18 protein-coding genes are annotated in these 17002 nt (G+C 70.6%); 14 read left to right on the forward strand and 4 right to left on the reverse strand.

Going from position 1 to position 17002, the window contains the following annotated elements; genetic code table 11:
- Window positions 1–2: 2 nt before the first annotated feature.
- The 7 genes from FDP22_RS18875 to FDP22_RS18905 all read left to right on the forward strand — a co-directional run bounded on the left by FDP22_RS18875 (window position 3) and on the right by FDP22_RS18905 (window position 6038).
- A complete protein-coding gene (locus FDP22_RS18875) occupies window positions 3–1262 on the forward strand; it encodes a RuBisCO large subunit C-terminal-like domain-containing protein (RefSeq protein ID WP_138573703.1) in 1260 nt (419 codons plus the stop codon).
- Entirely contained in the window at window positions 1259–2506 is a 1248-nt protein-coding gene (locus tag FDP22_RS18880; RefSeq protein WP_170317798.1) for a four-carbon acid sugar kinase family protein, read from the forward strand. Before FDP22_RS18875 ends, FDP22_RS18880 begins: the two co-directional genes overlap by 4 nt.
- A gap of 145 nt (window positions 2507–2651) precedes the next feature.
- Window positions 2652–3452 (forward strand): DUF4198 domain-containing protein, encoded by an 801-nt coding sequence (locus FDP22_RS18885; RefSeq protein ID WP_138574080.1) that lies wholly within the window; start codon window positions 2652–2654, stop codon window positions 3450–3452.
- 12 nt (window positions 3453–3464) lie between these two features.
- The gene (cbiM, locus tag FDP22_RS18890; protein WP_138573699.1) at window positions 3465–4082 is read left to right on the forward strand and encodes a cobalt transporter CbiM; all 618 of its coding nucleotides are present in this window, start codon (window positions 3465–3467) and stop codon (window positions 4080–4082) included.
- Window positions 4079–4651 (forward strand): carboxypeptidase-like regulatory domain-containing protein, encoded by a 573-nt coding sequence (locus FDP22_RS18895; protein ID WP_138573697.1) that lies wholly within the window; start codon window positions 4079–4081, stop codon window positions 4649–4651. Before cbiM ends, FDP22_RS18895 begins: the two co-directional genes overlap by 4 nt.
- Entirely contained in the window at window positions 4648–5394 is a 747-nt protein-coding gene (gene cbiQ, locus FDP22_RS18900) for a cobalt ECF transporter T component CbiQ (protein WP_170317799.1), read from the forward strand. The genes FDP22_RS18895 and cbiQ overlap by 4 nt, the downstream gene beginning before the upstream one ends.
- Entirely contained in the window at window positions 5391–6038 is a 648-nt protein-coding gene (locus tag FDP22_RS18905; protein ID WP_138573693.1) for an energy-coupling factor ABC transporter ATP-binding protein, read from the forward strand. Before cbiQ ends, FDP22_RS18905 begins: the two co-directional genes overlap by 4 nt.
- A 198-nt stretch (window positions 6039–6236) precedes the next feature.
- Here FDP22_RS18905 and FDP22_RS18910 read toward each other — a convergent pair whose 3' ends face one another.
- Window positions 6237–7073 (reverse strand): aldo/keto reductase, encoded by an 837-nt coding sequence (locus tag FDP22_RS18910; protein ID WP_138573691.1) that lies wholly within the window; start codon window positions 7071–7073, stop codon window positions 6237–6239.
- A 536-nt stretch (window positions 7074–7609) separates the two neighbouring features.
- Here FDP22_RS18910 and FDP22_RS18915 point away from each other — a divergent pair.
- From FDP22_RS18915 to FDP22_RS18945, 7 genes are all read left to right on the forward strand, one after another.
- Complete coding sequence (locus FDP22_RS18915) at window positions 7610–8776, forward strand: ABC transporter substrate-binding protein (RefSeq protein WP_138573689.1); 1167 nt, start codon at window positions 7610–7612, stop codon at window positions 8774–8776.
- Window positions 8777–8835: 59 nt separating this feature from the next.
- Window positions 8836–9753: a branched-chain amino acid ABC transporter permease gene (locus FDP22_RS18920; protein ID WP_138573687.1), complete on the forward strand. Its 918-nt coding sequence runs from the start codon at window positions 8836–8838 to the stop codon at window positions 9751–9753.
- Between the two features lie 43 nt (window positions 9754–9796).
- Window positions 9797–10753, forward strand: coding sequence for a branched-chain amino acid ABC transporter permease (locus FDP22_RS18925; RefSeq protein ID WP_138573685.1), 957 nt, complete (start codon window positions 9797–9799; stop codon window positions 10751–10753).
- A complete protein-coding gene (locus tag FDP22_RS18930; protein WP_138573683.1) occupies window positions 10750–11499 on the forward strand; it encodes an ABC transporter ATP-binding protein in 750 nt (249 codons plus the stop codon). Before FDP22_RS18925 ends, FDP22_RS18930 begins: the two co-directional genes overlap by 4 nt.
- Window positions 11499–12194: an ABC transporter ATP-binding protein gene (locus FDP22_RS18935; RefSeq protein WP_138573681.1), complete on the forward strand. Its 696-nt coding sequence runs from the start codon at window positions 11499–11501 to the stop codon at window positions 12192–12194. Before FDP22_RS18930 ends, FDP22_RS18935 begins: the two co-directional genes overlap by 1 nt.
- Window positions 12195–12266: 72 nt before the next feature.
- The gene (locus FDP22_RS18940; protein WP_430226020.1) at window positions 12267–12713 is read left to right on the forward strand and encodes a cupin domain-containing protein; all 447 of its coding nucleotides are present in this window, start codon (window positions 12267–12269) and stop codon (window positions 12711–12713) included.
- Window positions 12714–12717: 4 nt separating this feature from the next.
- Entirely contained in the window at window positions 12718–13968 is a 1251-nt protein-coding gene (locus FDP22_RS18945) for a flavin-dependent oxidoreductase (protein ID WP_138573677.1), read from the forward strand.
- 583 nt (window positions 13969–14551) lie between these two features.
- On the opposite strand, the gene FDP22_RS18950 is transcribed toward FDP22_RS18945, so the two are convergent.
- The 3 genes from FDP22_RS18950 to FDP22_RS18960 are packed head-to-tail and all read right to left on the reverse strand — an operon-like array spanning window position 14552 to window position 16999.
- On the reverse strand, window positions 14552–14962 hold the full coding sequence (locus tag FDP22_RS18950; protein WP_138573675.1) for a RidA family protein: 411 nt from the start codon (window positions 14960–14962) through the stop codon (window positions 14552–14554).
- Window positions 14955–15380, reverse strand: coding sequence for an acyl-CoA thioesterase (locus tag FDP22_RS18955; RefSeq protein ID WP_239031990.1), 426 nt, complete (start codon window positions 15378–15380; stop codon window positions 14955–14957). Before FDP22_RS18955 ends, FDP22_RS18950 begins: the two co-directional genes overlap by 8 nt.
- Window positions 15380–16999, reverse strand: a complete 1620-nt coding sequence (locus tag FDP22_RS18960; RefSeq protein WP_138573671.1) for an AMP-binding protein — start codon at window positions 16997–16999, stop codon at window positions 15380–15382. The genes FDP22_RS18955 and FDP22_RS18960 overlap by 1 nt, the downstream gene beginning before the upstream one ends.
- Window positions 17000–17002 lie beyond the last annotated feature (3 nt).

Below are 17002 nucleotides of genomic sequence, written 5' to 3' on the forward strand. Positions count from 1 at the left end.
CCATGCTCGAAGCGCAATACCTCGTCGAGACCCCGCTCGACCCCGCCCGCGTCGCCGAGATCATGGCCGGCGAGCAGAGCTGCGGCACCTTCGTGCGCGTGGAGGGCGAGAGCGACGATCTGCGTGCCCGCGCCGCCGCTCGCGTGCTCTCGGTGGAGGAACTGGCCCCGGCCGAGCGGCCCTCGCTCTCCTCCTCCTACCTCGAGCGCAAGGGCTTTGGTGCGCCCTGGCGGCGCGCGCGGGTGCGCGTGGCCTTCCCGGAGGCGAATTTCGGCGTGAACCTGCCCACCATGGCCGCCACCGTGGCCGGAAACCTGTTCGACCTAGGCGAGGTGACCGGCCTGCGGCTGGAGCGGCTCTCGGTGCCCGCCCACATCCGGGCGGACTACCCGCGCCCGCTGGTGGGCGTGGCGGGCACCCGCGCCTCCACCGGGGTGCAGGACCGGCCGCTCTTCGGCACCATCATCAAGCCCAACGTGGGCCTGCGCACGCCGGAGCTGGTGGCGCTGGTGGAGCGGCTGTGCACCGCCGGGCTCGACTTCATCAAGGACGACGAGACCTGCGCCAACCCGCGCCACGCCCCGCTGGCCGAGCGCGTGCCCGCCATCATGGAGGTCATCCGCCGCCACCGCGACCGCACCGGCCGCCAGGTGATGATGGCCTTCAACGTGACCGACGAGACCGACGCCATGCGCCGCCACGCCGACCTGATCGAGGCCGAGGGCGGCACCTGCGCCATGGTGAGCCTGAACTGGGTGGGCCTCGCCTCGGTGGAGAGCCTGCGCCGGGCCACGCGGCTGGCCATCCACGGCCACCGCAACGGCTTCGGCGGCTTCGGCCGCCACCCGGCCATCGGCATGGCCTTCCCGGCCTACCAGGCGCTCTACCGGCTCGCCGGGGTGGACCACATGCATGTGCACGGCATCGACGGCAAGTTCTCCGACGATCCGTCCGAGGTGGCCGAGGGTGCGCGGCTCTGCCTCGCCCCGCTCGCGCCCGGCGGGGATGACCCGGTGATGCCGGCCTTCTCCTCCGGCCAGTGGGCGGGCACGCTGGCGGCCACCCATGCGGCGGCCCGGTCGGAAGACTTCCTGTTCATGGCCGGCGGCGGCATCCTCGCCCACCCTTCCGGTGCGGAGGCCGGCGTGCGCGCCCTGCTCGACGCCTGGGAGGCGGTGCGCGACGGCGTGGCCCTGGAGCAGGCCGCGAAGGCGAGCCGCCCGCTCGCCGAGGCGATCGACTTCTTCGGGGCGCGCACGTGAGCACCGGCCTCGCCTTCATCGCCGATGATTTCACCGGCGCCTCCGACACGCTGGGTGTGTTGGGCCGGGCCGGGCACAAGGTGCGCCTGCATCTCGACCTGCCGGGCCGGGGCTATGACGGCATCGCCGGCGTGGCCACCGCCCTGCGCTCCATGGGGCCGGGGGAGATCCGGCCGGAGGTCCGGCGACTCGCCGCCGGGCTGATCGCGCGTGGCGCCCGGGTGCTGCACTACAAGGTCTGCTCCACCTTCGATTCGAGCCCGGAGATCGGCTCCATCGGCGCGGCGGCGGAGGGGTTTCGCGCCGCCTTCCGCCATGCCGGAGCGGGGGAGCCCCTGATCGCGGTGATCGGGGGGCAGCCCGGGCTCGGGCGCTACTGCCATCATGGCACGCTCTTCGCCGCCGCGGCGGACGGCGCGGTGCACCGCATCGACCGACACCCGGTGATGGCCCGCCACCCGGTGACCCCGATGAAGGAGGCGGACCTGCGCCGCCACCTCGCCGCCCAGGGGCTGGACGGGCTCGCGCTGATCGACGAGCGCGATCTCGCCGCCACGCCGCTGAAGGCGCTCGCCGCCGCGCGGGCGGCCGGCGCGCGCCGCATGCTCTTCGACCTCGGGCGCAACGACGATCTGCCGGCCCTGCGCCTCGCGCTGGAGGCTCTCGCCGCCGAGGCGCCGCTGGTCTGCATCGGCCCGAGCAGCGTGATGGAGGCGCTGCGCCCGCCGCGCGCCGCCCCGCCCGCGCCGGAGCCCGCCCCGCGCGCCCGCCCTGTGCTGCTTTTCGCCGGTTCCCGCTCGGCGCTCACCGATGCGCAGGTGGCGGCCGCCTCGCGCTTCCGCCTCGTGCCGGTCTCGCCCGTCGCGCTCTGCGCCGGGGGGGCGGAGGCGGCGGCCGAGGCGGAAGCGGCGCTGGGGCAGGGCGAGAACGTGCTCCTGCGCCTCACCGCCGAGGGCGGCCACGGCCGCAGCGGAGCGGAGATCGCCGCCGCCTCCGCCCGGCTGGTCGCAGGCCTGTGCGGGACCGGGGCCGCCGGGGCGCTCGCCATCGCGGGGGGCGACACGTCGAGCCTTGCGATGCGTGCCCTCGCGCCCGAGGCCATCGAGTATGTCCGCGACGTGGACCCCGGCGTGTCTCTCTGCCGCGCCACCGGCTCCGGCCCCGCCGCCGGCCTGCCGCTGATCCTGAAGGGCGGGCAGATGGGGCGCCCGGACCTCTTCGACCGGCTGGTCGACGCGATGTAGCGCGCGAGGCATCCGCGGTTGACAGGACTCCCCGGCTTGGTATGAACTTTGTTGAAAGTTGTCATACCGGGCTGCGGCCCGGGCCTGCCGTTCCGGAGACCCGATGCCCTGTCGCCTGCCTGCCTCCTCCCTCGCCGCCGCACTGATGTCCGCCGCCCCGGCCGCCAGGCCCGCCGCCGCTCTCCTCGCGTCTGCCCCGGCTGCGGTGCTCCTGTCCGTGGCGCCCGCCGCGGCGCATTTCCAGGAGATCCTCCCCTCGGCGGACGTGCTGCCGGAGGGCGGCGCCGTGACGCTGGCGCTGCGCTTCACCCACCCGGTGATGGGCGGCCCGCAGATGGACATGGCGCGCCCGCAGGCCTTCGGCATGTGGCGTGACGGGGCGGACCACGACCTTCTCCCGCTTCTGAAGCGGGTTGAAGAAAGCGGGACAAGCGCCTGGACTGCCGAAGAAATGCTTCCGGAGCCCGGCGCCGCCATCTTCCATGTCACCCCCGCGCCCTATTGGGAGGCGGCGGAGGGCAAGTTCATCGTGCACTACACCAAGGTGGTGGTGGATTCCTGGGCCTCGGGGGAAGGCTGGGACGTGCTGCTGGGCCTGCCGGTGGAGATCGCGCCGCTCACCCGGCCCACCGGTCTCTGGGCGGGCAACCTGTTTCGCGGCGTGGTGATGGCGCAGGGCGCTCCGGTGCCTTTCGCGGAAGTGGAGGTCGAGTTCGTGAACGACGGGCGCTACACCATTCCCAATGACGCCTTCAGCACGCAGGTGATCAAGGCCGACGCGAACGGCACCTTCGCCTACGCGATGCCGTTTCCCGGCTGGTGGGGCTTCGCCGCGCTGACCGAGGGGCCGGAGAAGATGCGCGCGCCCGACGGCAGCATGGCGCCGGTGGAGGAGGGCGGGCTCATCTGGGTGAAGGCCGCCGCGCCCGAGCCGGCCGCGGACTGAGGGGCAGGGGCGATGGCGCATATCCCGGACGGGCTCCTGTCGCTGCCGGTGCTGGTGGGCGGCGGCGTGCTGGCCGCCGCCGGCATCGGCATCGGCCTGCGCCATCTCGACGAGGCCCGGCTGGCGCGCGGCGCGATCCTCTCGGCGGTGTTCTTCTCCGCCTCGCTGGTCTCGGTGCCGGTGGGACCGTCGAGCGTGCATCTGCTGCTCACGGTGCTGATGGGGCTGGTGCTGGGGCCGGCGATCTTCCCCGCGGTTTTCGTCGCGCTGGTGCTGCAGGTGCTGATGTTCGGCTTCGGCGGCCTCAGCACGCTGGGGGTGAACACGCTGAACATCGCGCTGCCGGGCGCGCTGGTCGGGGCGCTCCTGCGGCCGCTGGTGGACCGGTCCGGCCCGCGCGGCGCGGGGGCGCTGGCCGGCGCGGGCGCGGCCCTTGCCACCGCGATGACGGCCGGCGGCGTGGCGCTGGCGCTGGCGCTCTCGGCCTCCGCCTACGTGCCCTCGGCGCGGGTGCTCGGCCTCACCTACCTGCCGCTGATGCTGGGGGAGGCGCTGGTGACCGGCTTCGCCGTCGCCTTCCTGAAACGGGTGCGGCCCGAGACCTTCCGGCCCGGGCTGGGCTTGGCATGAGCGGCCGGCTTGCGGCCCGTTTCGTGCTGGCACTGGCGCTCGGCCTCGCGGCGGCGCCGGTCTGCGCGCACAGCCTGAAGCTCTTCGCGGCGGTGGAGGGCGACACGATCTCCGGCTACGGGTTCTTCGTCGGGGGTGGCCGGCCGCGCGGCGCGGAAGTCACGCTGTTCGGGGCGGATGGATCCCCGCTCGCGCAGGCCCGCACCGACCCGGAGGGCCGCTTCGCGCTCGGGCCGGTGGAGCCCGGCCCGCATGCCCTCGTGATCGACGCGGGTGACGGCCACGTGGCCCGGCTCTCCCTCGGCGCGGAGCGGTTCGACGCGGCCGGGCCGGCGGCCCCGGCCCCTCCCTCCGACACGGCAGCCGGCGCAGACCAGGCGGCCTTCGAGGCCCGGCTGGTCCGCGCTGTTGACCTTGCGGTGGAGCGGCAGGTGCGCCCGCTGCTGGAGGCCCAGGCCGAGGCGCAATCACGCTTGCGCTTCAATGACATCATGGGCGGAGTTGGCATGATCATCGGTCTTGCCGGGGTCGGCCTCTGGGCCATGTCGCGCCGGGAGGGCCGCAGGTGAGCCTCATTGACGTCCCCCGAGCCGCGCGCCGCGCGGACCCGCGCGCCGCCTGTCTCTCCGCCGCCATTCTGGTGGGGGGCACGATCAGCCTCACCGGCCTGCCGGCGCTCGGCCTGGCCGCGGCGCTGGCGCTGGGGCTGTGCCTTGCCGCCGGGCAGGAGCGCGCGCGCCTGCTGCGCCGCCTGCTGCACCTGGAGGGGTTCATGGCGGTGCTGCTGGTGCTGCTGCCGCTCACCGTCCCCGGCACGCCGCTGCTCACGCTCGGGCCGCTGAGCCTGAGCGCGGAGGGGCTGGACCTCGCCGTGGCGATCATGCTGCGCGCGGCGGCGGCGATGCTCTTCGTCTTCGCCCTGCTGGACCCGCATGAGCCGGCCGAGCTTGCCACGGCGCTGGGGCGGCTTGGCCTGCCGCGCGCGCTGGTGCGGATGCTGACCCTGGTGCCGCGCTACGTGCACCTGTTCCGCGCGGAGTTTCACCGGCTGGACGAGGCGATGCGCGCCCGGGGCTTCGCGCCGCGCCTGTCGCTGCACGGGTTCCGCAGCTACGGCAACCTCATGGGCATGGTGCTCGTCCGTGCCTTCGAGCGCGCGGACCGGGTGGAGGACGCGATGCGCTGCCGGGGCTGGACGGGGGCACTCCCGGAGACGGCCCCCGCCGTGCCACTGGCCGCGCGCGACCACGCGCTGCCCGCCGCCGCGCTGGCGGCCGTGGTGGCCCTGGCTGTGCTGGACCGCTTCGCATGAGCCTGCTGGCGCTGGAGGCGGTGACGGTTCTGCGCGATGCCCGCCCGGTGCTGCGCGAGGTGTCGATGGCGCTCGGCCCCGGCGAGCGGCTGGCGATCACCGGGGGCAATGGTGCCGGCAAGTCCACCTTGCTGCGGACGCTGATCGGGCTGGAGCGCCCCCGGGCCGGCCGCGTGCTGGCCTTCGGCGCCGAGCGGCGGGACGAGGCCGGCTTCCGCGAGGTGCGCCGCCGGGTCGGGCTGCTGTTCCAGGACGCGGACGACCAGCTGTTCTCGCCCACGGTGCTGGAGGACGTGGCCTTCGGCCCGCTCAACCTCGGCCTGTCGCGCGGTGCCGCCGAGGCGGTGGCGCGGCAGCGGCTGGAGGCGTTCGGCATCGGCGGGCTGGGCGCGCGGCTCACGCATCGGCTCTCGGGCGGCGAGAAGCGGCTGGTGGCGCTTGCCGCCGTGCTGGCGATGGACCCCGAGGTGCTGCTGCTGGACGAGCCGACCAATGCGCTCGACGAGGCGCATGCCGCGCAGATGGCCGGGCTTCTCGACACCCTCGGCTGTGCGATGATCCTCGTGTCGCATGACGCAAGCCTGGTGGAACGGCTCGCAACCCGGAAGCTGGCGCTGCGGGACGGGTGCCTGACAAGCGTCTGATCAACGGAGTTTCAGAGGGTTGCAGGCAGAGCTTCGCTGGGTGTCTCAATTCCGGAAACATATAAATTTAACATAAGAAGACTTATGGGTGTTTTTGACACACCACGGCGCCCCGTCCGTCGGTCCCCGATCGGGCCGCCGGGCGCAACCGTGGCGGCGCAGGTGCGCCCGCCACGGCCGCTTGCCGGATGTCTGCTCTCAGGCGGGTTCGAGCCTGTCCCACTCCGGTGCGAAACCGGGGTTGACGCGCCGCCCGTTGCCGGTGAGCGCGAAGATCTCCGCCATCTCCGCCTCCGAGAGCGCGAAGTCGAAGATGTCGAAGTTCGAGCGGATGTTCGCCGGGTTGCCCGAGCGCGGGATGGCCGCCACGCCGTCCTGCTGCAGCAGCCAGCGCAGCGAGACCTGGGCGGCGGACTTGCCGTGGCGCCGCGCGATCTCCTCCAGCACCGGCGTGCCGAACACCGCCCCCGCGGCGATCGGCTGGTAGGCGGTCAGCACCATGTCGCGGGCCCTGAGCGCGTCGCGGACCGCGGACTGGTCCAGGAACGGGTGATACTCCACCTGGTTCACGCGCACCGGGCTGCCGAGCCGGTCCACCGCCTCCGCGATCAGCGCCGTGGGGAAATTGCTCACGCCGATGAGCCGTGTCTGCCCGGCGTCGCGGGCCTCGGCGAAGGCTGCCAGCGTCTCGTCCAGCGGCACGCCCTCCGGCGACGGCCAGTGCACCAGCAGGAGGTCCACCTGCTCCAGCTGCAGCCGCTCCAGGCTCCGGGACACGGAGCGGGCCACCTGCTCCGGCCGCAGCGAATCGTGCCACACCTTGGTGGTGACGAACAGCTCCTCCCGGGCGATGCCGGAGGCGCGCAGCGCCGTGCCCACCTCGGTCTCGTTGTCGTAGCGCACGGCGGTGTCGATGTGGCGGTAGCCGGTGTCGAGCGCGGTGCGGATGGCGGAGATGCCGCTCTCGCCGCTCAGCTCCCAGGTGCCGAAGCCGAGCGCGGGCATGCGGTTGCCGTCGATTTCCCTGTAGATCATGGGGCCTGTCCTTCTGAGTGAACCGCCGGCGACGGGCTGAAGCGCTGCGCCGGCGGCGTGGGTCGGAATCTGTGCGGCGCCGATGCGCGAACACGCCGGCGGGCCTGTGCGTCGCGGCTGGCGCGGACTGCGGGGAGCCGACGCGCGCCTGCCGGGCCGGGCCACGGGAGGCGTGGCCTGAAGGGTGTGGGGCGCGCGGCGGATGCGCCGCACGGGCTGCGGAAGAAGGCGCCGGGCTGGTGCGGCGCGCAGGTCAGAGTAGCCCCGCCCGCGCGGGGTTCAAGGTCTCCCGCGCCGGCCGCTCGCTTTTTGTGCAGTGCACAAGTTTCGGGCGTCAGCGGAAAAATGCCGATGCCGCCTGCATGATTCAGTTGCGGGGCGAGAAGCTTCATGCATAAAATATCTCAACGGACCACGCCATGCGGCAGCCCTGGTCCGGGTCAACAGGGATCTGGCGCCTGCCCCACCGGGACGGCGCCGCGAAACGGGGGGCGGAACTGCACCGCGCCGCCGCAGACAACAGGGAGAAGATGCAAATGTCTTCGCTTAGCAGGATTGCCCTCGGCCTCGCGGCCTCCACCTTCCTCACCTCCGGCGCCATGGCCGAGGCGGGCAAGATCAAGATCGGTCTCGTCTTCACCCTGTCCGGCCCCGCGGCCGTGCTGGGCGAGCAGGGCCGTGACGGCTTCCTCCTCGCCGCCGAGAAGCTCGGCAAGATCGGCGGTCTCGACACGGAGATCGTGGTGATCGACGACGAGCAGAAGCCGGACGTGGCGGTGAACAAGGCGCGTGAACTGGTGGAGCGCGACGACGTGGACTTCGTCGTCGGCCCGATCTTCTCCAACATCCTGATGGCGATCGCGAAGCCGGTGACGGACGCGAACGTGATCCTCATCAGCCCGAACGCCGGAACCTCCAACTTCGCCGGCAAGGACTGCAACCCGAACCTGTTCGTGTCCTCCTACCAGAACGACCAGGTGCACGAGGTGCTCGGCGCCTACGCCCAGAAGATGGGCTACAACAACGTGTTCATGATGGCGCCGAACTACCAGGCGGGCAAGGACAGCCTCGCGGGCTTCAAGCACTCCTACAAGGGCGGCGTGGCCGGCGAGATCTACACCCCGCTGGGCCAGCTCGACTTCTCCGCCGAGCTCGCGCAGATCGCGGCCATGCAGCCCGACGCGGTGTTCACCTTCATGCCCGGCGGCATGGGCGTGAACCTGGTCAAGCAGTACCGCCAGGCCGGGCTGGACAGCATCCCCTTCCTCTCCGCCTTCACGGTGGACGAGACCACCCTTCCGGGTGAGAAGGACGCGGCCCTGGGCTTCCTGGGCGGCGCGAACTGGGCACCGGACATGGATGTGCCGGAATCCAAGGAGTTCGTGAAGGCCTACGAGGCGAAGTTCGACCGCATCCCCGCCACCTACGCCATGCAGGCCTATGACGCGGCGATGATGATCGACGCTGCGGTGCGCGAGGTCGGCAACGCCGATGACACCGACGCCCTGCGCGCGGCGATGGAAAAGGCCGATTTCAAGAGCCTGCGCGGCGAGTTCAAGCTCGGGCCCAACCACTTCCCGATCCAGGACTTCTACCTCGTGAAGGCCGTGAAGCGCGAGGACGGCAAGTTCGAGACCAACATCGCCGAGAAGATCTTCGACGATTACCAGGACAACTACGTCTCCGAATGCGTGATGCCGTAAGGCACGCGCACCATTGACCTCCCGGGCGCCTGCCAGCGCCCGGGCAGAGACGGGATGCCATGACAAATCTTCTCCTCCTCCAGGCCCTCAACGGCCTGCAGTTCGGGGTCTTGCTGTTCCTCGTCGCCGCCGGGCTGACGCTGGTCTTCGGGATCATGGACTTCATCAACCTCGCCCATGGCGTGCTCTACATGGTGGGCGCCTATCTCGTGGCCACCTTCGCGGGGCTCACGGGGAGCTTCTGGCTGGGGATCGTGATCGCGCTGCCGGTGGCGCTGGTCTTCGGGCTGCTGCTGGAGGTGCTGATCTTCCGGCGGCTCTACGACCGCTCGCATCTGGACCAGGTTCTGGCCACCTTCGGGCTGATCATGATCGTGAACGAGGGGGTGAAGATCATCTGGGGCGCCGCCCCGCTCAGCGTGCCGATGCCCGACCTGCTCTCGGGCTCGGTGCCGCTGGTAGGCATGATGCAATACCCGGTCTACCGCATCGCCATCATCGCCGCGGGGCTGCTCACCGCGCTCGGGCTCTACCTGATGATCGGGCACACGCGCATCGGCATGCTGCTGCGCGCCGGCGCCTCGAACGGCAAGATGGTCTCGGCGCTGGGGGTGAACATCCGCCGGCTGTTCATGATCGTCTTCGGCTTCGGGGCCATGCTGGCGGGTTTCGCGGGCGCGATGATCGCGCCGATCCTGTCGGTGGACCCGGGGATGGGCGAGAGCGTGCTCATTCTCACCTTCGTGGTGATCGTGATCGGCGGCATCGGCTCCATCCGCGGCGCCTTCATCGCCGCCATTCTCGTCGGGCTGGTCGACACGCTGGGCCGCACCTTCGGGCCGATCCTGCTGCGCATGGTGCTGGACCCCTCCGCCGCCTCGCAGACCGGCCGCACCCTGGCGCCGATGCTGATCTACATCCTGATGGCCGCCATCCTGTTCTTCCGCCCCGCCGGGCTGTTCGGAAGGAAATCCTGATGGCCCCGTTCGCACGCAGGCCCGCAACCGGAGGCGCCCGCGCATGATTGCCCTCGCCCCCCGCACCAGGCTGCTGGTCGCGGCCGTCCTGTTCCTCCTGTTCGCCGCCCTGCCCTTCGTGGCCGCGGGCACGGACGACCATTTCCTCGTCATCACCGCCACGCGGGTGATGGTCTTCGCCATCGCCGCGCTGTCGCTGGACCTGATCCTGGGCTACGGCGCGCTGGTGTCCTTCGGCCATGCGGCCTACCTCGGCATCGGCGCCTACACGGTGGCCATCCTCTCCTCCAACGGGGTGAGCGACCTCGCGCTGCAGATGCTGGCCGCCGTGCTCGCCTCCGCCGTCTTCGCGCTGGTGACCGGGGCGATCTCGCTGCGCACGAAGGGGGTGTATTTCATCATGATCACCCTCGCCTTCGGGCAGATGGCCTTCTTCTTCTTCGTTTCGCTCTCCTCCTACGGCGGCGATGACGGTTTCACCCTGCAGGCGCGCTCCACCCTCATGGGCACGGCCCTGCTCGAGAACGACCGGGTGTTCTTCTACGTCACCCTGGCCGCCCTCGTGCTGCTGTTCCTGTTCGCCAACGCGCTCATCGGCTCGCGTTTCGGCCGGGTGCTCACCGGCACGCGGGAGAACCCGCTGCGCATGCAGGCCATCGGCTTCACGCCGTTCCGCTACCAGCTCACCGCCTACGTGATCTCCGGCTGCATGGCCGGCATCGCCGGGGTGCTGCTGGCGAACCAGACCGAGTTCGTCTCCCCCGCCTTCATGACCTGGCACCGCTCGGGCGAGCTGATCGTGATGGTGATCCTGGGCGGCATCGGCACGCTGGTGGGCGGCATCCTGGGCGCCGCGGCCTTCCTGATGCTGGAGGAATGGCTGGCGATCTTTTCCGAGCACTGGCGCCTCGCCATGGGGGTCATCCTCGTGCTGGTGGTGCTCTTCACCCGCGGCGGCCTCACCGGCCTGCTGCGTCGGCTCCTGGGAGGTCGGGCATGAGCGCGCTTCTGCAGATCCGGAACCTGTGCAAGTCCTACGGCGCGCTGAAGGTGACCGACGCTGTCACCCTCGACATCGAGGAGGGCGAGCTGCACGCCATCATCGGCCCGAACGGCGCGGGGAAGACCACGCTGATCTCCCAGCTCTCCGGGCAGAACCCGTCCGATTCCGGCCAGCTCGTGTACCAGGGCCAGGACATCATGCGCCTGAGCATGGCCGAGCGGGTGGGCCGCGGCCTCGCGCGCTCGTTCCAGATCACCTCGCTGCTGCCGGGCTTCACGGTGCTGGAGAACGTGGCGATGGCGGTGCAGGCGCGCTCGGGCTCCTCGTTCCGCTTCTTCGCCCGCGCGGCGAATGAGGATGAGCTGAACCGCGAGGCGATGATCTGCCTGCGCCGGGTGAAGCTGGCGGACCGGGCGGAACGGCTCGCGGGCTCGCTCAGCCACGGCGAGCAGCGCCAGCTCGAGATCGCGGTGGCGCTGGCCACGGAGCCGCAGCTCCTGCTGCTCGACGAGCCGCTGGCTGGCACCGGCCATGAGGAATCCGCCGTGCTGGTGGAGCTGATGCGCGGCATGAAGCGCCGCCACACCGTGGTGCTGATCGAGCATGACATGGAGGCGGTCTTCGCGCTGGCGGACCGGCTGTCGGTGCTGGTCTACGGCCGGATCATCGCCACCGGCACGCCGGAGGAGATCCGCAACAACCCGGAGGTCCGCGCGGCCTATCTCGGCGAGGAGGCGGCCTGATGCTGAAAGTGGAAGGCCTCGAGGCGGCCTATGGCGAGAGCCGGGTGTTGTTCGGCATCGACCTCACGGTGGCCGCCGGCGAGGTGGTCACCCTGCTGGGCCGCAACGGCATGGGCAAGACGACCACCATCAACTCGATTTTCGGCCTGATGCGCCCGCGCGCCGGGCGGGTGAGCGTGGGGAGCACCGATCTCACCGGCAAGGCCCCCTACCTCATCGCCCAGGCCGGCCTGGGCCTGGTGCCCGAGGGGCGGCAGATCTTCCCCACACTCACGGTGGAGGAGAACCTCGTCGCCACCGCGCGCGGCGGCAAGGCGGCGCGCTGGAGCCTTGCGCGCGTCTATGCCCTGTTCCCGCGCCTGCAGGAGCGCCGCCGCAACATGGGCAACCAGCTCTCGGGCGGCGAGCAGCAGATGCTCGCCATCGGCCGCGCGCTGATGACCAACCCCCGCCTCGTGGTGCTGGACGAGGCCACCGAAGGCCTCGCCCCCCTGATCCGCGAGGAGATATGGGCCTGCCTCACCAGGCTCAAGGAGGATGGAGAGGCCATCCTCGTGATCGACAAGAACGTCGACGCCCTCGCCCGCTTCGCCGATCGCCATGTGGTGATCGAGAAGGGCCGCGTGGTGTGGCAGGGCACCACGCCCGACCTGCTCGCGACACCCGACATCAAGGACCGTTTCCTGCATGTCTGAGTGCCGCACACTGCCCGCGCGGGGCCGCCGTCCGGCGTCGCGCACCGTCTCACAGGAGAGATACCCATGACCATGACCGCCGGCATCACCCGTTCCGAAGAGAGCCTCGAAGGCATCGAGTGGAACATCCTGGGCCAGCTCTACGTGCCCAAGCACCTCACCGAGAGCTCGATGTCCTGGCACGCGACCTTCCCGGTGGGGACCTTCGTGCCGCCGCACATCCACCCCACGCAGGACGAGTTCCTCTACATCCTCGAGGGCCGCTTCGACTTCGTGCTGAACGGCACGGAAGACCACGCCGAGCCGGGGGATCTCGTCCGCCTGCCCATGGGCCAGCCGCACGGCATCTTCAACAAGACCGACGCTGCTGTGAAGTGCCTGTTCTGGGTGTCGCCGGCACGGCGGCTGTTCGACCTGTTCTGGGCGCTGCACAACCTTGGCCCGACCGCGAACCCGGCCGACGTGGTGGCGGTCTCGGCGAAGCACGAGGTGGACTTCCTGCCGCCCGAGGAGGCGTGACGCCATGAAGGTCATCATCGCAGGGGCCGGAATCGGCGGCCTCACCACCGCCCTCATGCTGCATGCGCGCGGCATCAAGGCCGAGATCTACGAGGCCGCACCGGAGGTGCGCGAGGTCGGCGTGGGCATCAACACCCTGCCCCATGCCATCCGCGAGCTGGCCGAGATCGGCCTGCTGCCGGCGCTCGACGCCGTGGGCATGCGCACGCGGGAGCTGATCTACCTCACCCGCCAGGGCCAGGAAGTGTGGCGCGAGAAGCGCGGCATGGACGCGGGCCACGTGGTGCCGCAGTTCTCCATCCATCGCGGCCGGCTGCAGAAGGTCATCCATGACGCGGTGATCGAGCGGCTGGGCCCCGACGCGGTGCGCACCGGCTGCCGGCTTTCGGGCTTCGTGCAGAACGAGGGCGGCGTGACCGCGCATTTCACCGACACGGTGGAGGGCGCCTCCGGCCTCACCGCGCGCGGCGACGTGCTGATCTGCGCCGACGGCATCCACTCCGTGGGCCGGCGCAGCTTCTACCCGAACGAGGGTGCGCCGAGCTGGACCGGCGTGGTGATGTGGCGCGGTGCGGCCGAATGGCCGGTGTGGCTGGACGGCCGGACCATGGCCATCGGCGGCGGCATGGGCGGCAAGTTCGTGCTCTACCCCATCGCGCCGGCCGAGGGTGACCGCCAGCTGATGAACTGGGTGGTGAACATCCGGATGAAGGACCCCGAGCAGTCCCCGCCCCCGCCCGACAACTGGTCGCGCCCGGCACGGCTGGAGCAGGTGCTGCCCTATGCGAAGCGCTTCTCCGTGCCCGGTTTCGACATCGAGGGCCTGGTGCGCGCCAGCCCGCAGATCTTCGAATACCCGATGGCGGACCGCGATCCCCTGCCCCGCTGGACCTTCGGCCGCGTCACCCTGCTGGGCGATGCCGCGCACCCGATGTACCCGGTGGGCTCCAACGGTGCGAGCCAGGCGATCCTCGACGCGCGCTGCCTCGCCGACAGCCTCGCGAAGGCCGAGCATCCGCGTGCCGGGCTCTGGGCCTATGAGAAGGAGCGCCTGCCCAAGACCGCCGAGGTGGTGATGCTGAACCGCAAGGGCGGCCCCGAGCGGGTGATCGACGAGGTGGAGAAGCGCGCCCCCGCCGGCTTCGAGGACGTGAACGAGGTACTCTCGCGCGCCGACCGCCAAGCCATCGTCGGCGGCTACGCCGGCACCGCCGGCTTCTCGGTGAACGTGCTGCGCGCGGCCCAGAGCGCCTGAGGCATCCGCCCGCGCCCTTCGGGGCGCGGGAGGCTTTCCGGCGCAAAGCGGCGCAAGGGCCTATCGGGCTTGGGTCGCGGCCGGGTGAATGGGCCCTGTCGGGTCACGGCGGGACCTCCGCTCATCTCCGTTCGGCTGTGCCTCAGTCTGTGCTCGCAGAGGAGGGCCGCGCCCGACCCTGGGTGGGCGCGAGTTACGCTTGTGGTGGGCGATTTATCCCGAAAGCCCCGGACGACGGTTGTGCGGCACGCGGCATCGCCATCGCGCCCGCCCGGGGGGAGGGTCGGGCGCGGCCCGGGCTGGTCGCCCGGGCGGAAGGTCCCAGCCCGGGTGGGTGGAGACCTCGCCGCAATGGTGAACCGTTCCGTTGCTCGCACCGCCCGGTCCCGTGCCGGCGGAGGACCGGAGAGGCCTTCGCCACGTCCGGCAAGCTGCGGGGGCGCCAGCCCCCTCGGCGCGCCGGGCGTTATTCCCGTCGACTGTGCAGGAGAACGCCTGTCGTGCGCAGGCCGCCATCGGGTCCGACCCGCACATAAAAGGGCCCCGGCGCGCGCCGGAGCCCTCTCGCATCCTGTCGCGTGGCTCAGCCGTTGGGGATGACGGCCGTCGCCTCGATCTCCACCTTCGCGCGGTCTTCCATCAGCGCCACCACCTGCACCATGGCCATGGCGGGGAAGTGCTTGCCCAGCACCTCGCGGTAGACGGCGCCCATCTCGCGCAGGTTCGCGAGGTATTCGCGCTTGTCGGTGATGTACCAGGTGAGGCGCACCAGGTGCTCGGGCTTCGCGCCCGCCTCGTCCAGCACGGCGCGGATGTTGAGCAGCGCCTGCTTCACCTGGTCCACGAAATCGTCGGTTTCGAACTCCTGGTCGGCGTTCCAGCCGATCAACCCGCCGAGCATCACGAAGCGTCCCTCGGCGACCATGCCGTTGGCATAGCCCTTCGCTGCCTTCCAGCCCGAGGGGTTCAGAAATTCATGCGGGCAGTCAGACATCTTGAGTCTCGCTTTCAGTAAGTTCGGAGCCGAGGGCGGCGCGCAGCCCGTCGGGCCAGGAGCGCGGCTTGCCCGTGGTGAGGTCGACATAGACCAGCGTGCTGCGGGCCTCGAAGCGCGGGGTGCCGGCGCAGGCGCAGGTGATCGCCAGCTCCACCGAGCTGCGCCCCACCCGGGCCACGGCCACGGAGAGGTCCAGCCAGTCCTCCAGCCGCGAGGGGCTGCGGAAATCCACCTCGATGCGCGCGGTGGGCACGCCGAACTTCTCGGTCAGGTGCATCTCGGCAAAGCTCTTGCCGAGATGGTCGGTGAAGAAGCGCTCGACCGCGGCCGAGATCATCTCGAAGTAACGGGGGTAGAAGACGATCCCCGCCGGGTCGCAGTGCTGGAACTCGACCTGTCTGCGCAGGGTGAACATCAGGCCCCCGCTTTCAGCCGGAACCGCTGAACCTTGCCGCTTTCGGTCTTGGGCAGCGCCGCGATGAATTTTACCGAGCGCGGATACTTGTAGGGCGCCACGGTGTTCTTCACGTGGTCCTGCAGCTCCTTCACCATCACCGGCGAGGCCTCATAGCCCGGGGCCAGCACCACGTGGGCTTCCACGATATGGCCGCGGTCCTCGTCCGGCACGCCGATCACGCCGCATTCCAGCACCGCGGGGTGGGAGAGCAGGGCCGCCTCCACCTCCGGGCCGGCGATGTTGTAGCCGGAGGACACGATCATGTCGTCGGAGCGGGCGGCGAAGTGGAAGTAGCCGTCCTCGTCCTGCACGAAGGTGTCGCCGGGCAGATTCCAGCCGTCGCGCACGAATTTCTTCTGCCGGTCGTCGGCCATGTAGCGGCAGCCCACGGGCCCGCGCACCGCGAGATGGCCGGGCGTGCCGCGCGGCACCTCGTTCATCTCGTCGTCCACCACCCTGGCCTCGTAGCCGGTGAGCGGGCGGCCGGTGCAGGCGGCCTTCGCCTCGCCGAAGCGGTTGGAGATGTAGATGTGCAGCATCTCGGTGCCGCCGATCCCGTCGAGGATCGGCTTGCCGGTCTTCTTCACCCATTCCTCGAACACCGGCGCGGGTAGCGTCTCGCCGGCCGAGACCGCGCAGCGCAGCGAGGAGAGGTCGGCGCCCGCCTCCATCGCGCGCAGCATGGCGCGGTAGGCGGTGGGGGCGGTGAAGCAGATTGTCGCCCTGTGCTTCTGGATGATCTCGATGAGGTTCGGCGGCGAGGCGTTCTCCAGCAGCACCGCCGTCGCGCCGAAGCGCAGCGGGAAGATGGCGAGCCCGCCGAGACCGAAGGTGAAGGCCAGCGGCGGCGAGCCGACGAACACGTCCTCCGGCGTCACGCTCAGCACTTCCTTCGCATAGGCGTCGGCGATGATCAGCAGGTCGCGGTGAAAGTGCATCGTGGCCTTGGGCACGCCGGTGGAGCCGGAGGTGAAGCCCAGCAGGGCCACGTCGTCGCGCCCGGTCTTCACCGCCTCGTATTTCACCGACTTGGAGAGGGCGGCGCGGTCCAGCTCCGCGTCATGGTTCGCGGTGCCGTCGAAGCCGATCACGGTCTTGAGGTACCGCGACCTGTTCGCGCAGGACATCATCTCGTCCATCATCCGCGTGTCGCAGAGCGCGAACTCGATCTCGGCCTTGTCCACCGTCTGGGTGAGTTCCTTCTCCCGCAGCATCGGCATGGTGTTCACCACCACGGCGCCGATCTTGGTGGCCGCCAGCCAGCAGGCCACCTTGGCCGGGTTGTTGGCGGAGCGGATCAGGACGCGGTTTCCGGGCTTTACCTTGTAATCCTCGACCAGCGCATTGGCGATGCGGTTGGTCCAGTCGGTGAGTTCCTTGTAGGTGCGCTGACGGCCGTTGCCGATCAGCGCCACATGGTCGCCGAAGCCCTTGGCGACCATGGCATCGGTCAGTTCCACGGCCGCGTTCAGGTGGTCGGGATACCGGAAACCGTCGAGGAGATAGACCGGCTGATCATCCTCGGCGGGCAGGTTGTCACGGCAGAAAGTGTCGACATGGGCAGTGGGACCGAGCATTGG

Source organism: Paroceanicella profunda, assembly GCF_005887635.2.
GTDB lineage: Bacteria > Pseudomonadota > Alphaproteobacteria > Rhodobacterales > Rhodobacteraceae > Paroceanicella > Paroceanicella profunda.

Bases quoted from the DNA above. Each gene is read 5' to 3' on its own strand.
- cbiM (WP_138573699.1), top strand. From the start codon at position 3,465: ATGGCGCATATCCCGGACGGGCTCCTGTCGCTGCCGGTGCTGGTGGGC.
- FDP22_RS18950 (WP_138573675.1), bottom strand. From the start codon at position 14,962: ATGTCTGACTGCCCGCATGAATTTCTGAACCCCTCGGGCTGGAAGGCA.
- FDP22_RS18915 (WP_138573689.1), top strand. From the start codon at position 7,610: ATGTCTTCGCTTAGCAGGATTGCCCTCGGCCTCGCGGCCTCCACCTTC.
- FDP22_RS18935 (WP_138573681.1), top strand. From the start codon at position 11,499: ATGCTGAAAGTGGAAGGCCTCGAGGCGGCCTATGGCGAGAGCCGGGTG.
- FDP22_RS18875 (WP_138573703.1), top strand. From the start codon at position 3: ATGCTCGAAGCGCAATACCTCGTCGAGACCCCGCTCGACCCCGCCCGC.
- FDP22_RS18895 (WP_138573697.1), top strand. From the start codon at position 4,079: ATGAGCGGCCGGCTTGCGGCCCGTTTCGTGCTGGCACTGGCGCTCGGC.
- FDP22_RS18920 (WP_138573687.1), top strand. From the start codon at position 8,836: ATGACAAATCTTCTCCTCCTCCAGGCCCTCAACGGCCTGCAGTTCGGG.
- FDP22_RS18945 (WP_138573677.1), top strand. From the start codon at position 12,718: ATGAAGGTCATCATCGCAGGGGCCGGAATCGGCGGCCTCACCACCGCC.
- FDP22_RS18955 (WP_239031990.1), bottom strand. From the start codon at position 15,380: ATGTTCACCCTGCGCAGACAGGTCGAGTTCCAGCACTGCGACCCGGCG.
- FDP22_RS18910 (WP_138573691.1), bottom strand. From the start codon at position 7,073: ATGATCTACAGGGAAATCGACGGCAACCGCATGCCCGCGCTCGGCTTC.
- FDP22_RS18925 (WP_138573685.1), top strand. From the start codon at position 9,797: ATGATTGCCCTCGCCCCCCGCACCAGGCTGCTGGTCGCGGCCGTCCTG.
- FDP22_RS18960 (WP_138573671.1), bottom strand. From the start codon at position 16,999: ATGCTCGGTCCCACTGCCCATGTCGACACTTTCTGCCGTGACAACCTG.
- FDP22_RS18940 (WP_430226020.1), top strand. From the start codon at position 12,267: ATGACCGCCGGCATCACCCGTTCCGAAGAGAGCCTCGAAGGCATCGAG.
- FDP22_RS18905 (WP_138573693.1), top strand. From the start codon at position 5,391: ATGAGCCTGCTGGCGCTGGAGGCGGTGACGGTTCTGCGCGATGCCCGC.
- FDP22_RS18885 (WP_138574080.1), top strand. From the start codon at position 2,652: ATGTCCGCCGCCCCGGCCGCCAGGCCCGCCGCCGCTCTCCTCGCGTCT.
- FDP22_RS18930 (WP_138573683.1), top strand. From the start codon at position 10,750: ATGAGCGCGCTTCTGCAGATCCGGAACCTGTGCAAGTCCTACGGCGCG.